We start from the raw sequence: 13,639 nt of genomic DNA, 5'->3' as shown, positions 1-13,639 counted from the left end.
GCGGGCGGTTGATCGGACAGACGCGGCGAGCCGGATGCATCGGCCCGCCGCGTTCTCCGTTGCGCACCTCCGCTCGCGCGGGATTTGCGGCGAGCCCCGTCCCTCGGGGGTCGGCTCACACGCAGATGGGAGATGCGGATGAAGGTGCTGGTGATCGGGGCGACGGGAACCATCGGCCGCGCGGTGGCCGAGGCGCTGCGGGCGGAGCACGAGGTGGTTTCGGTTGCGCGGGGGAGCGGGGACGTGCGGGTGGACATCGCCTCGCGGGACTCCCTCCGCGACCTGTTCCGGCAGGTGGGGCGCGTGGACGCGGTGGTGTCGTGCACGGGAAGCGCGGCGTTCAAGCCGCTGGACCAGCTTTCGGACGAGGACTTCGCGTTCAGCCTGTCGAACAAGCTGATGGGGCAGGTGAACGTGATCCGCTTGGGCCTGGAGCACGTGGCGGACGGCGGGAGCATCACCGTCACCAGCGGCTTGCTGAGCCAGGAGCCCGCCCCCGGCACGTCGGCCATCAGCCTGGTGAACGCGGGGCTGGAAGGCTTCGCGCGGGCCGCCGCCCTGGATGCGCCGCGCGGAATCCGCATCAACGTGGTCAGCCCGCCGTGGGTGAGCGAAACGCTCCAGGCGATGGGCCGCGACCCGGCCGGCGGCCTCCCCGCCGCGATCGTCGCCCACGCCTACGTGGATGCCGTCTCGGGCGCGTTCACCGGCCAGGTGCTCGACGCGCGAAAATACGCCTGATTCTCGGCGCGACGTACAGAAGAGCAGCAGGTGAACTCCGCTCGGTTCCCCTGCTGCTCTTCTGCTCTGCGTGCGACCATCAGCCGATGCCGTACTCGCGCGCCAGGAGCTCGTACGAGCGGCGGCGGGCCGCGTGGCTGTGGACCGTGGTGATCACCATCACCTCGTCCGCGCCCGTTTCCTCCACGACGGCATCGATGCGCTCCCGCACCTCCGCCGGCGTGCCGACGAAGGTCAGCGCGCGGTAGCTCTCGGCCACGGCGCGCTCGCGGGGCGTGTACGGGTGCGCGGTGGCTTCTTCGGGGGTGGGGATGGGGCCGAACTCGCGCCGCTGAAGCCGCACCCACCCCAGCTGCATGGACGAGGCGAGAAACTCCGCCTCGTCGCGCGATTCGGCGCAGACGGCGGACACCGCCACGATGGCGTGCGGCGCCGGGAACGCGTCCGACGGCTGAAAGCTCTCGCGATAGGCCTGGAACGCGGGCGCGGGCGGGCTGGGGCTGAAGTGCCGCGCGAACGAGTAGCCCAGCCCCAGCGACCCCGCCAGCCGCGCGCTCGCCCCGCTGGAGCCCAGCAGCCACACCGGCGGCAGCGGCACGTCGCCGGGCACCACGCGCACGCCGCGGAAGGGGTGCCCCTCGCCGTACTCGCCCCGGGAAAGCGCGAACATCTCCTCCAGCTGCTGCGGAAACTGCTCGGCGTCGAAGGGCCGCAGCGCGCTCGACGTCACCGGGTCCGTCCCCGGCGCACGCCCGATCCCCAGGTCGATGCGGCCGGGATGAAGCGCGTTGAGCGTGTGGAACGCCTCGGCGATGCGCAGGGGCGCGTGGTTGGGGAGCATGATGCCGCCCGACCCCAGGCGGATGCGCGAGGTGGCCGCCGCCACGTGCGCGACGACGATCTCCGGGACCGAGCTGGCGATGCTGGGCATCCCGTGGTGCTCGGCGTACCAGCACCGGGCGAAGCCCAGCCGTTCCGCCAGCTGCGCCAGGTCCACCGTGTTCCTCAGCGCCTCGCTCGCCGTAGACCCCGACGCGACAGGCGCCAGGTCCAGCACCGAAAGGGGAACCGCCATGTCCGATCCTTCTCCTCGACGAAACGAAAACGATCATCCGGGAAGCGCGCAGCAAACCGGCCCACGGCGACGTTGCCGCCGTGGGCCCTGGTGAGGCACTTCCCCGGCCAACGATCCGCCGCTACGGCCTGCGCACCGAGATGGACGATGACTGGATCAGGTCCTCGACGCGAAGCGCCACCCGCTCCCCGGGCGCCACGCGCACGCCCCCGCTGGTGTACCTGGCATCACCCCCGATGACCTCGGCGCCCATCTGCAGGGTCTCGGACTGCCCCGCCGACATGCCGCGGTACGTGAACGTCCCGGTGCGCCCGGACACGACGGTACCGAGCCGCACCGACGTGCCGCCGCGGACGACGTAGACCCGCACGTCGCGCCGGTTCTGGTTGGTGACCTCCACCGTCACCGGGTCCGCCGCCGGTTTCCGGCTCGAGCCGGACGCCGGCGCACACGCCGCCGCAACGAGAACAGCCGCCGGCATCACCAGCGCGCGTAACAGGTTCTTCATGGTTCCGTCCGGGTTGGAGACGCGGCGTGGCCCTGGTGGGAAAAGCCGCGAAGGAATGGGAAGGTGACGCTGGGCCCGGCATGAAAGCGGCGCCCGGGGGAAGGGTCCCCCCGGGCGCCGCACCGATCAGACTACACCGGCGGTGCTCAGCACCCGGGCGCCGAACCCGCGCCCCCGCGCGACAGGCACTCCACGAAGGGAATGGGGAAGAACTCGATCGACTTGTCCCCCGCACGCGGATAGTTGGTCAGCGTGCCCAGGCGGCCGAAGCGGCGCAGGTCCAGCCAGCGGTACCCGCCCTCGTACATCAGGGAGTACCGGCGCTCGTACAGCAGCGCGGTGATGAACGCCTCGTCGTTGGCCGGCATCGCGATCGCCGCCAGCCCGCCCGAGTTCGTGCGGACGAAGTTCAGGTCCGCCAGCGCGCCGGGCTTGTCGCCCGTGAACCAGCGGGCTTCGGCGCGCGAAAGGATCAGCTCCTCGTTGCGCACCCAGGGAATGGGCGAAGCCGCGCCGCTGGAGCCGAAGAACGGCGCCGCGCGGTAATGCTTGAAGCGCAGCGAGCTCGAGATGCTGTACCGGTTGATGGTGGTGCCGGTGGTGTCCACCTTGAGCAGGAAGCGCTCGTCGCGGGTACCGTTCGCCTTGAGCTGCGCGTCGGTCCGCAGCGTGGGCTCGGCCACCTCGGGCGTGCCCGTGGCAAGGCCGTTGGCCCGGTCGCCCGAAGCGGAGCTGAAGGTGTAGTACGCACCGCGGTTGAACTCCGCGCGCGTACCGCTCGAGGTGCTGATGAACGACGCGGCAAGGCTCGTCAGCGCAGCGGTGTAGTCCTTGGTGAGGATGTCCAGCCGCGAGCGCAGCGCCCGGTTGAACTGCCGGAACGTCGTGCTCGGGCTGCTCAGGCTCAGCCCCGAGCCCGTCAGGCCGGAGGGCAGCTTGAAGGTGAACTCCGTTCCGCCGTTGGCCAGGTGGGCCGCGCCTTCGTCGAGCAGCTGGCGCGCCTTGGCGTAGACCTCCGCCTGCGGCTTCAGCGGCGCAGGCGCCGCGAGGGGGTCGGCGTTCACGTCGACCACGGCGTACTGGTGCATCATGGCGATCACCAGGTACTCGCTCCCCATCACGGTCTTCACGAAGCCGCGCAGCGCCTCCTTCTGCGCGTCGGAGTACTCCGTCGACGCCACCTTGTCGATGGCCGTAAGGAGCACGTTCCCCTGTGCGATGGTGCCGTACGGGTTCAGGAAGTTGTGGTTGCCCGCGAAGCTCGACGGGTCGATCGCGCCGGTGACGAGCTCGGTGACGTACCGGCCCTCGTTCGGGTCCAGGTAGTACGCCTCGCGGCCCACGATCCCGGTGAAGCGCACGCGATTCGCCGCATCGATGCGCGCCGAAGCGAGCATGCCGGCCGCCGCCGCGTCCACCAGGGTGCGGTTCGGGCTGGTCTGCAGGTCGCCGAAGCCCGCCCGGTTGTAGTCGGGCACGTTGATGTCCGAGCACGCGCCGGTGGCGAGGACCAGGGCGAGCGCGGAGGCAACGTACCGTTGCCTGTTTCTAGGAATTCGCATGTAATCTCTCAGAACTCGAGGTTGACGCCGAGCGAGTAGACGCGGCTCGGCGGGAACGGAGTCACGTCCTGGTTACGGCCCGCGGACACGTTCCCGAAGTTGCTGACTTCCGGGTCGTAGCCCGTGTAGTCGGTCCAGGTCATGAGGTTGCGCCCCGAAAGCTGCAGCTGCGCCCCGCTGATGCGGCCGCCCAGCATCTGCGCCGGGATGTCGTAGCTCAGCGCGAGCTCGCGCAGCTTCACGAAGCTGCCGTCCTCGATGTACACCGGCAGGTTGTTGGGCGACGCGAAGAGGAACAGGCGCTCCTCGCCCGAGAGGCAGGTCGGTCCGCACGAAGAGAACGGGCGGCTCTCGATGAGGTGGCCGTCCGCGTCGCGCTTGAGGTTGCTGGGCGCGTCGTAATCGGCCGCCGTGTAGGCGCCGTCGTAGTAGTTGCGCGTCAGGTTCACCACCAGGCCGCCCTTGCTCCAGTCGAAGAGCGAGCTGAGGCGGAAGCGCCCGAACTGCAGGTCGTTCAGGAAGCCCATCTGGAAGTCCGGCTCGGACTCGCCGATCGGGTCGACCTTGAGAACTCCGGCCTCGTCGCGCCCGTTGTTGGCGAACACCGTGGTGGGCGAATAGCCCTTGCGGATCCGGTAGCTGCCGTAGGAGTTGCCGAACGAGTTGCCGGCGCTGAACTCCGGCACCGGGAGGTCGGTGATCTCGGTGCGGTTGTGCGAGAAGGTGGTGGTGGTGTTCCACCGGAAGGCGCCACGCTGGATCGGCGTGCCCTCGAGCGACACTTCGACACCCCGGCTCTGCATCTCGCCGCCGTTGAAGAACTCGGTCGTGAACCCGCTCGACTGCGCCAGCGTGCGCGACAGCAGCAGCTGGGTGATGTTGCGGCTGTACGCGGTCACGGCCAGCTGCGCGCGGCGGCCGAACAGCGTGGCGTCGAAGCCGCCCTCGAGCTCGGTGACGCGCTCCGGGCGAAGCGTGGACGAGCCGATCGCGCCGTTGATGGTGAGCTGCGGATTGCCTTCCGTGTTGCTCACCGACAGCGGGGTGTACTTCTGGGCGTACTGCGGCTCACTTCCGCTGGACCCGAAGGCCGTGCGGAGCTTGAGCTGGTCCAGGAAGCCGAACGAGCGCGGGAAGCTGTACGCGGCCGCCGCCTTGGGGTACAGGTAGTACTGGTCGGTGTCGGCGTTGTTGCTGCTGCGGTCGCCGCGAAGGCTCCCCGTCAGCGAGAGGCTCTCGTTGAACAGGAGCAGCTCCTCCTGCACGTAGCCGCCGAAGGTACGCACGCGCTGGCGCGAGCCGGCCGAAAGCTGGTTGGCGGCCTGGAACGGCAGCTCGAGGCTGCCCAGCAGGTAGCGGCCGGTCACCTGGGCGAGGCGCAGGTCGCGGTCCTCGTACTGCACACCGCCGGAGGTGGTGGCCGAGAAGACACCCGATTCCGGACGCAGGGTGTGCACCAGGTTGACGTTGGTGTTCAGGTTCAGGTTCGTGCCGCCGCCCTTCACCGTGGTGCCCGGGTTGGCCGGGTCGGCCTGAACCTGCAGGCTGGGCGGGAAGTACAGGCGGTTGTCCTGGCTGAAGTAGTCGGCGCCGCCGGTGGCCACCAGGCGAAGCTCGTGCGCGCCACGGCTCAGGATGTCGAACTGCGCGTTCGCGGAGCCGATCACCCGCCACACGTCCTCGTCGTTCGTGGAAAGCGCCGAGGTTTCCAGCGGGTTGCTTTCCAGGAACGGGTTGCGCGGGTACACGCCGTTCTGCGGCCGGTAGCTGACGAAGTTGGGGGTGAACGAGATGGCGCTGACGTAGCTGGCGCCCGTGTTGTCGTTGCCCGTCACGCCGCGCGCGGCCACCGAGTGCAGGATGTTGCTGGTCGCCGAGAAGCGGGCGCGCCGCCCCACCTGCTGGCTCACGTTCAGGTTCAGCGACTGCTTTTCGTAGCCCGTGTTGGCCGCGATGCCCTCGTCGTTCTGAACCAGGCCCGAGAGGAAGTACTGCGTGGTCTCGCTGCCGCCGCCCACGCTGAACGTGGTCTGGCGCTGCGGGCCCTTGCGCCCGAACACCTCGCGCTCCAGGTCGTACGTGGCGATGGGCGACCCGTCGGCGTTGAAGTACTGGCCGACGTTGTCGTCGTCCACGTACCCCGCCTCCATCGCCCGCTCCGCCGTCCACTCGCGCGAACCCAGGGTACGCGAGAGTTCCGCGTAGCCGAAGCGCTGCGAAAAGGTGTACCGGGGAGCGCCCGCACGGCCGCGCTTGGTGGTGATCACCACCACGCCGGCCGCGGCACGCGAGCCGTAGATCGAGGCCGCCGAAGCGCCCTTGAGGATCTCGATGCTCTCGATGTCGTTCGGGTTGAGGTCCGAGATGCGGTTGACGACCACGTCCTGGTTGGACGAATTCACGCCCACGGCGCTCGCGGCGCGGGAGATGGCGTTCTGGCCGCCGGGAATGGCCACGTCGCTGACCACCACGCCGTCCACCACGTACAGCGGGGTGGAGTTGCCGGTGATGGTCGCCGGGCCGCGCAGGCGGATCTGCACGCCGCCGCCGGGGGCGCCGGAGTTGGTGCGGATGGTCGCGCCGGCCACCTTGCCCTGGAGCGCGCGGTCTACCGTCTGGGCAGGCGCGTTCCCCACGAGCTGCCGTGCGCTCACCACCGCCACGTCGTTGGCGAGGTTCTCACGCCGTACGGCGGTCGCCTGGCCCGTGACGACGACGGCGTCCAGGTTCAGGATGTCGTCCTGCAGCCGCACGTCGGCCGAGCTCTGCCCCGCGGCCACGGCGACCGTGCGCGAGGCAAGGCCGATGCGGCGAACGGTGAGCGAGGTGGCGCCCGCCGGAACGGAGATCGTGTAGCGGCCGGCCGCGTCGGTCTGGACGCCGCGGGTGGTGCCCGTGATGGTGACCGAGGCGCCGCCGACCGGCCGCTGGTCGGGCCCGGTCACGGTGCCGCTTACCTGCCGCTGCTGGGCAGACAGGCCGGAGGCGCTGCCGGCAATCAGCAGCAGCGTCAACACAAACAATAGAATTCGTTTCGACATACATCCTCGTGGGGGAGTGTTGGAGAACTCACGCGTACCGCGGTTGTGCGAGATGACCTCTCGATGCGCAGGGTGGAATGGAATGCGCGAGCGCCGTGGCTCGCGCACGGAGCGGACGTCCGAAACCAGAAGGGACGACGGGGCTGAGAGTGCCGGAGGCCGGGATGGCCGGAAGGTGGTCTGAACAACGAAGGTACGGCGTTGTCACGACTTGCGCAAGCTACTCCGCTGCTGACGGGGCACGGCTGACGGGAAGCGCGAAGGGGAGACCCGCGCTCCCCTCCCCTTTCGCGTCCTGCCCCGCCGGGGGTACGGTGGGTGCATCCAGAGCAGGCTGGCGGCCCGGTGGCCGCTTTTCGCGTTTCGGTCCTTTGCAGGCGGAGCACGTTGAAGGAAGCAACCACCCACCGGGGACTCGTGTTCACCGGGCTGCTGCTGGCCATGTTCATGGCGGCCGTCGAGGGCACCATCATCGCCACGGCAATGCCCAGCATCGCCGCCGAGCTGGGCGGCTTTTCGCTCTACAGCTGGGTGTTCTCGTCGTACCTGCTGATGCAGGCCGTGGCCATTCCCATCTTCGGAAAGCTCTCGGACCTGGTGGGGCGCAAGCCGGTGTTCATCGCCGGCGTCGTCGTGTTCCTGGCGGGCTCGGTGCTGTGCGGCTTCGCGCGCACCATGCCCATGCTGGTGGCCTTTCGCTTCGTGCAGGGGCTGGGGGCGGGCGCCGTGCAGCCCATCACCACCACGCTGGCGGGCGACCTGTACTCCATCGAGGAGCGCGGGCGCATCCAGGGCTACATGTCGGGGCTGTGGGGACTGGCGTCCATCGTGGGGCCGCTGGTGGGCGGCATCGTGGTGCACAGCGTGGGCTGGCCGTGGATCTTCTGGGTGAACGTGCCCTTCGGCATCGCCTCCATTGCACTCGTGGCCATGTACCTTCACGAGGGGGTGGAGCGGGAAAAGCGGCAGATCGACTATCCCGGCGCCGTGCTCCTGCTGGCGGGCGTGGGCTCGCTGATGCTGGCGCTCACCCAGGCGGGCACCTGGGGGGTGGCCGCGGCGGGACCGCTGCTGGCGGTGTTCGGGGTGGCGCTGGTGCTCTTCGTCCGCCAGGAGCGCCGCGCGCCGGACCCGCTGATGCACCTGGAGCTGTGGGCCAGCCCGCTGATCCGCTACGCGAACCTGGCCACGCTGGCGTCGGGGATCATGATGATCGGGCTGATCACCTTTCTTCCCACCTACGTGCAGGGGGTGCTGGGCGGGTCGGCGCTGCTGGCGGGGTTCACCCTGTCGATGATGACGCTGGGGTGGCCGCTCTCGGCGTTCTGGGCGGGGCGCAGCCTGGTGAGGCTGGGCGTCCGGCGGCTGGTGCGCACCGGGGGCGTGGCCCTGCTGGCGGGCACGCTGCTGATCGCCCTCTTTTCGTCCCGCGGACCCCTGCCCGCGGGGATCGGCTCCTTTCTCGTGGGGGTGGGGCTGGGATTCGTGAGCACCACCTCCATCGTCGCCATCCAGACCACGGTGGCGTGGAACCAGCGCGGCGTGGCCACCGCCAGCAACATGCTGATGCGGATATTGGGCAACGCCCTGGGGGCGGCGCTGTTCGGCGGCATGCTGAACTACCAGATGGCGCGCTACCTGGAGCGCGAGGGGCTGGGGAGGCGCGTGTCGCTCGACAGCATCCAGGACCTGCTGGGCGAGGCCGCCCCCCGCGCCACCCGGCTGGGCACCGACGCGCTGGCGCTGGTGCGCGGAGGCTTGGCGGAGAGCCTGCACTGGGTGTTCTGGGGGGTGGCGCTCATGGCCCTGCTGACGCTCATTGCCGCGTGGCGCATCCCGGAGCTGCGCCGCGACGAATAGATTCCGTTCGCGGTCCGTCGCCATCCGGGTCTCACGATCCAATTCGTTGCATTCGAAAAGAACTTGCTTTGACAAACCCGCCGCAGCCGTCCATCTTACCCGGCATGTCTTGCGAGCAGCTCCTCCAGGAAATCCGGCTGAACGGAACGGTGCCCCGCCACGTGGCCGTCATCATGGACGGCAACGGGCGATGGGCGCGGGAACGCGGGCAGCCGCGCGAGTTCGGGCACCGCGCCGGCATGCAGGCCGTTCGCCAGGCCGTGGAGGCCGCGGGCGACGCCGGGGTCGAGGTGCTTACGCTGTACGCCTTTTCGCAGGAGAACTGGGGGCGCCCCGCCACGGAGATCTCGGCGCTGATGGGCCTGCTGGAACTGTACGTGCGCCGCGAGCGCCGCGACCTCAAGGAAAAGGGGATCGAGGTGCACTGCATCGGCGAGCTCGACCGGCTGGGGCCGCGCACCCGCGCCGCCATCCAGTCCATCGTCGACCACACCCGCGGCGGCGCACGGATGCGCCTGAACCTGGCCATCAGCTACGGCGCCCGGCAGGAGATCGTGCTGGCCGCGCGGAAATTGGCGGAGCGCGTGGCGGCCGGCACGCTGCTCCCGGGCGAGATCGACGAGGAGCTGTTCAGCCAGCAGTTGTACACGCCGCGCGACCCGGACCCGGACCTGCTGATCCGCACTTCGGGCGAGCAGCGCATCAGCAACTTCATGCTCTGGCAGCTGGCGTACACCGAGTTGTACGTGACCCCCGTGCTGTGGCCGGACTTCGGCCGCGAGCACTTCTTCCGCGCCCTGCTGGACTACCAGCGGCGCGAGCGGCGGTTCGGCCGCGTCCTGGCTTCCTGAAGACTACCCCGTGGCGGCATCGGAAACGCTGAAGCGCGTCGGCGTGGCCATCGCCGGCATTCCCCCCGCCCTGGCCGCCGTGTGGATGGGCGGCTGGGTGCTGGCGGGGCTGCTGGCGCTCTGCGCCGCGCTGACGGCGTTCGAGCTGTACCGGATGGCGGAGAAGAAGCCCGCCCGGCCCCTCGCCCTCCTGGGCTCGGCCGGCGCCGCCGCCATCGTCCTGGCCGCGGGCGCCATGCCCGAGGACGGCGTGCGGAACCCGCTCCCCACCATCGCCCTCGTGCTGCTGGCCATCACCGCCGCCTGCGTGTGCATCTGGGCCCGCGGGGTAGAGGGCGAGCCGCTGGTCTCCACCGCGGTCACCGTTTTCGGCGCGGGGTACGCGGCGCTGCTGGGCTTCGGCCTGTACCTGCGCCACCTGCCGGAGCTGCGCGGCGAACTGCACGGCCCGGCGCTGCTGCTGGCCCCCGTCCTCCTTACCTGGATCAGCGACTCGGCCGCGTACTTCGGCGGGCGCGCGTTCGGGCGCCGCAAGCTGATCCCGCGCGTGAGCCCCGGAAAGACGGTGGAGGGCGCGCTTTCCGCCGTGCTCGGCGGGGTGATCGGCGGCATCGCCTACGCGTACCTGCTCACCAGCTTCTGGACCTATCAGCCCAGCCCCTGGGAAGGCGCCCTCCTCGGCCTTCTCGTCTCCGTCTTCGCGCAGCTGGGCGACCTGGCCGAGTCGCTGTGGAAGCGCGACGTGGGCGTCAAGGACTCGGGAACGCTGCTTCCCGGCCACGGGGGCGCGCTCGACCGCTTCGACTCGCTGATCGTTACGCTGCCCCTGGGGTACGCCTTCTTCGCCCTGGTCGTCGGCCCCTGACCGCGGGATGAAGGGCGTCGCCATCCTGGGGGCCACCGGCTCCATCGGCGCGAGCGCGCGCGCCGTCCTCCGCCAGCACCCGGACCGCTTTCGCGCCGTCGCCCTGACCGCCCACCGCAACGCGGGCGCCCTGCGCGAGCTGGTCGCCGAGCTCCGGCCCTCCCTCGCCGTGATCGCCGACGCACCCGTCCCGGGCGACCTGCCGCCGGGACCGACGGAGTGGCGTTCCGGGCGGCAGGCGCTGCTGGACGCCGCCACGCACCCCCACGCCGACATCGTCATCAACGCCCTGGTGGGCGCCGCGGGGCTGGAGCCCACGCTGGCGGCGCTCCGTGCGGGCAAGCGGGTGGCGCTGGCCAACAAGGAGTCGCTGGTGTGCGGCGGTCCGCTGGTGCTGGAGGCCGCGCGGCGCGGCGGGGGCGCGCTGACCCCCGTGGACAGCGAGCACAGCGCCATCCTGCAGTGCCTGTCGGGGACGCGGGTGGAGGACGTGCGCCGCCTGGTGCTCACCGCGTCGGGCGGGCCGTTCCGCGAGTGGCCGCTGGCGCGCATCGGCGCCGTCACTCCCGCCGACGCCCTGCGCCACCCCACCTGGAACATGGGGGCCAAGGTCACCATCGACAGCGCCACCCTGGCCAACAAGGCGCTGGAGGTGATCGAGGCACACTTTCTCTTCGGTGTGGGGTACGACCGCATCGAGGCCGTGGTGCATCCGCAGTCCATCATCCACTCGATGGTGGAAACGGTGGACGGATCGGTGCTGGCGCAAATGGGCTTTCCCACCATGGAGATCCCCGTCCTCTACGCCCTGACGTACCCGGAGCGCCTGCCGTACGATGCGCGGCGGTACGACCCCGTGGCGGGGGGACCGCTGACCTTCGAGGCGGTGGACACGGCCCGGTTTCCCGCTTTCGCGCTGGGAGTGCAGGCGGGGCGGGCCGGGGGCACCGCGCCGGCGGTGTTCAACGCCGCCAACGAGGTGGCCGTGGCCGAGTTCCTGGCCGGCCGCTGCACCTTTCCCGGCATCGCCGAAGCCATCTCCGACGCGCTGGACCGGTGGCCCAACGGCCCCGTCGATACCCTGGACGACGTGCTGGCCGCCGACGGATGGGCCCGGCGCGCCACGAACGATTTCCTGAACCAGCTGGCCCCGTGCTGACTGTCGTCGCGACCCTGGTCGCCCTTTCCGTACTGATCCTCATCCACGAGCTGGGGCACTTCTTCGCCGCCAAGTCGGTGGACATCGCCGCGCCCACCTTTTCGCTGGGGCTGGGGCCGCGGGTGACCGGCTTCAAGTGGGGCGAGACGGACTTCGTGATCTCGGCCATCCCGCTGGGCGGGTACGTGAAGATGGCGGGGATGGAGGACGACGAGGCCATGGAGGTGCTGGAGGGCGGCGAAAAAGCGCCCCCGGTGGACCCGGCGCGCACCTTCGACGCCAAGCCCATCTGGGCACGCACCTGGGTGATCTCGGCCGGGGTGATCATGAACCTGGTCTTCGCGCTGCTCGCCAACATCGTGCTGGCCGCCGGCCAGGGCGAGCCGTACGTGGGCACCCGGCGCCTTGCGCCCATGCACGAGCTGGGCGGCAGCGCGGCGCAGGTGCGGCAGATTCCCACCGGCGCCGAAATCGTCTCCGTCGCCGGCCGGCCGGTGGGCGACTACAACCAGATGCAGGAGCGGCTGGCCGCCCTTCCCGCGGGGCCGGTGCAGCTGGGCGTGCAGGGCGGCGCGGCGGTGACGCTGCAGCTTCCCGCCCCCGGCCCCAGCCGCGACACCGTGCAGGGCGCGCTGCGTCCCTACAGCCCGCCCGTGTTCGCCATCGTCCTTCCCGACCGCCCCGCGGCCCGGGCCGGGCTGAAGCCGAACGACCGCATCGTGGCGATCGGCGGACAGCCGGTCGTCGCGTGGCACGAGGCGGTGGAGCGCTTCCGCGGCAGCCCCGGCAAGCCCCTGCAGGTAGAGGTGGAGCGGGGCGGCAAGCGGGTTTCGGTGGTGATGACGCCCGACGCCGAAGAGGAAAAGGTGGACGGGCAGAAGCGGATGGTGGGGAAGATCGGCGCGCAGGAGCTTCCGCTGATCCACTACCGCAGGCTGGGCTTCGGCGCGGCGATCGCCCACGGGTGGCACCAGACCGTGGCGATGGTGGAGCTGCTGCTGACCACGCTGCGCGACCTGGTGACCGGCGCGCTGTCGCCGCGCAACTTGGGCGGACTGCTTTCCATCGGCGAGGCGTCGGGGCAGAGCGCGCAGCAGGGCGGATGGAGCTTCCTGGAGTTCCTGGCGCTGCTTTCCGTGAACCTGGCCGTGCTGAACCTGCTCCCCATCCCCATCCTCGACGGCGGGCACCTGATGTTCCTGCTGGTGGAGGCGGTGCGCGGCCGGCCGCTCTCGGTGGAGGCGCGCATCCGCCTTTCGCACGTGGGGCTGATCATCGTGGTGGGGCTGATGCTGTGGGCCAACGGCAACGACGTGGTGCGCTACGTGGAGCGCTTCCTCAGCCGCTGAAACGCGCGGCCGGGGCGCGCACTTGAACGCGCGCCCCATTTGGTGCTACATTTCCTGGCTGTTCCGCACCTCTGCCGGGAACGGATGTTCGTTCGAATTCGGGCGCGCCCCGCTCCGGGGCTTCCTGCGCCGGGCCACACCAGTGACAGTCGAGACAGGCGACATGGATCGGACCCAAATCGAATCCATCGAGCGTCTTCTTGTGCGCGAGCGCGACAAGATCAGGCGTTCCATCGGCCGCTTCCAGCAGCACTCCGTCAGCCGCGACTCTGCCGACGCGGACCTTTCCAGCTACTCGTTCCACATGGCCGACCAGGGCACCGACGCCATGGAGCGGGAGAAGTCGTTCCTGTTCGCCAGCAAGGAAGGGCGGTACCTGTACCGTATCGAAGAGGCGCTGCGCCGGCTGTACACCGAGCCCGAGGCGTTCGGCATCTGCCACGGCTGCCAGAACGAAATTCCCTTCCAGCGGCTCGAGGCGCTGCCGCACGCGCGATACTGCCTGGACTGCAAGCGCCGCGAAGAAGAGGAAAAGGCGGCCTGACGAACTGCGGTTTCACGCAGAGGACGCAGCGGAAACGGAGAGGACGCAGAGAAAAGAATGTTTTTCTCTGCGTCCTCTCTTTCA

11 protein-coding genes are annotated in these 13,639 nt (G+C 70.1%); 7 read left to right on the top strand and 4 right to left on the bottom strand.

Annotation, left to right across the window (positions count from 1 at the left end):
- Positions 1-138 precede the first annotated feature (138 nt).
- The gene (locus VGB24_RS04080; protein WP_331071684.1) at positions 139-741 is read left to right on the top strand and encodes a short chain dehydrogenase; all 603 of its coding nucleotides are present in this window, start codon (positions 139-141) and stop codon (positions 739-741) included.
- 79 nt (positions 742-820) lie between these two features.
- Here VGB24_RS04080 and VGB24_RS04075 read toward each other — a convergent pair whose 3' ends face one another.
- From VGB24_RS04075 to VGB24_RS04060, 4 genes are all read right to left on the bottom strand, one after another.
- Positions 821-1,816 carry an LLM class flavin-dependent oxidoreductase gene (locus VGB24_RS04075; RefSeq protein WP_331071683.1) on the bottom strand — a complete coding sequence of 332 codons (996 nt, stop codon included), beginning with the start codon at positions 1,814-1,816 and terminating at the stop codon, positions 821-823.
- Positions 1,817-1,937: 121 nt separating this feature from the next.
- On the bottom strand, positions 1,938-2,324 hold the full coding sequence (locus VGB24_RS04070) for a hypothetical protein (RefSeq protein WP_331071682.1): 387 nt from the start codon (positions 2,322-2,324) through the stop codon (positions 1,938-1,940).
- Between the two features lie 146 nt (positions 2,325-2,470).
- Positions 2,471-3,886, bottom strand: a complete 1,416-nt coding sequence (locus tag VGB24_RS04065; RefSeq protein ID WP_331071681.1) for a RagB/SusD family nutrient uptake outer membrane protein — start codon at positions 3,884-3,886, stop codon at positions 2,471-2,473.
- An 8-nt stretch (positions 3,887-3,894) separates the two neighbouring features.
- Positions 3,895-6,900 (bottom strand): SusC/RagA family TonB-linked outer membrane protein, encoded by a 3,006-nt coding sequence (locus tag VGB24_RS04060; RefSeq protein WP_331071680.1) that lies wholly within the window; start codon positions 6,898-6,900, stop codon positions 3,895-3,897.
- Between the two features lie 414 nt (positions 6,901-7,314).
- Here VGB24_RS04060 and VGB24_RS04055 point away from each other — a divergent pair, with 414 nt between their 5' ends.
- From VGB24_RS04055 to VGB24_RS04030, 6 genes are all read left to right on the top strand, one after another.
- Positions 7,315-8,787, top strand: coding sequence for an MDR family MFS transporter (locus VGB24_RS04055; protein ID WP_331071679.1), 1,473 nt, complete (start codon positions 7,315-7,317; stop codon positions 8,785-8,787).
- Positions 8,788-8,891: 104 nt separating this feature from the next.
- Positions 8,892-9,638, top strand: a complete 747-nt coding sequence (locus tag VGB24_RS04050) for an isoprenyl transferase (RefSeq protein WP_331071678.1) — start codon at positions 8,892-8,894, stop codon at positions 9,636-9,638.
- A 10-nt stretch (positions 9,639-9,648) separates the two neighbouring features.
- Entirely contained in the window at positions 9,649-10,503 is an 855-nt protein-coding gene (locus VGB24_RS04045; protein ID WP_331071677.1) for a phosphatidate cytidylyltransferase, read from the top strand.
- 7 nt (positions 10,504-10,510) lie between these two features.
- Entirely contained in the window at positions 10,511-11,662 is a 1,152-nt protein-coding gene (gene dxr / locus VGB24_RS04040; RefSeq protein ID WP_331071676.1) for a 1-deoxy-D-xylulose-5-phosphate reductoisomerase, read from the top strand.
- The gene (gene rseP / locus VGB24_RS04035; protein ID WP_331071675.1) at positions 11,656-13,011 is read left to right on the top strand and encodes an RIP metalloprotease RseP; all 1,356 of its coding nucleotides are present in this window, start codon (positions 11,656-11,658) and stop codon (positions 13,009-13,011) included. Before dxr ends, rseP begins: the two co-directional genes overlap by 7 nt.
- 163 nt (positions 13,012-13,174) lie before the next feature.
- Positions 13,175-13,555 carry a TraR/DksA family transcriptional regulator gene (locus tag VGB24_RS04030; RefSeq protein ID WP_331071674.1) on the top strand — a complete coding sequence of 127 codons (381 nt, stop codon included), beginning with the start codon at positions 13,175-13,177 and terminating at the stop codon, positions 13,553-13,555.
- The last annotated feature ends 84 nt before the right edge of the window (positions 13,556-13,639 follow it).

Origin of the sequence: Longimicrobium sp. (genome assembly GCF_036399935.1) — a bacterium.
Lineage (GTDB): Bacteria > Gemmatimonadota > Gemmatimonadetes > Longimicrobiales > Longimicrobiaceae > Longimicrobium.
The sequence above is the reverse complement of the archived record's forward strand: the minus strand, read 5'-3'. Positions and strand labels throughout refer to the sequence as shown.

Bases quoted from the DNA above. Each gene is read 5' to 3' on its own strand.
- VGB24_RS04030 (WP_331071674.1), top strand. From the start codon at position 13,175: ATGGATCGGACCCAAATCGAATCCATCGAGCGTCTTCTTGTGCGCGAG.
- VGB24_RS04050 (WP_331071678.1), top strand. From the start codon at position 8,892: ATGTCTTGCGAGCAGCTCCTCCAGGAAATCCGGCTGAACGGAACGGTG.
- VGB24_RS04065 (WP_331071681.1), bottom strand. From the start codon at position 3,886: ATGCGAATTCCTAGAAACAGGCAACGGTACGTTGCCTCCGCGCTCGCC.
- VGB24_RS04075 (WP_331071683.1), bottom strand. From the start codon at position 1,816: ATGGCGGTTCCCCTTTCGGTGCTGGACCTGGCGCCTGTCGCGTCGGGG.
- VGB24_RS04070 (WP_331071682.1), bottom strand. From the start codon at position 2,324: ATGAAGAACCTGTTACGCGCGCTGGTGATGCCGGCGGCTGTTCTCGTT.
- VGB24_RS04080 (WP_331071684.1), top strand. From the start codon at position 139: ATGAAGGTGCTGGTGATCGGGGCGACGGGAACCATCGGCCGCGCGGTG.
- dxr (WP_331071676.1), top strand. From the start codon at position 10,511: ATGAAGGGCGTCGCCATCCTGGGGGCCACCGGCTCCATCGGCGCGAGC.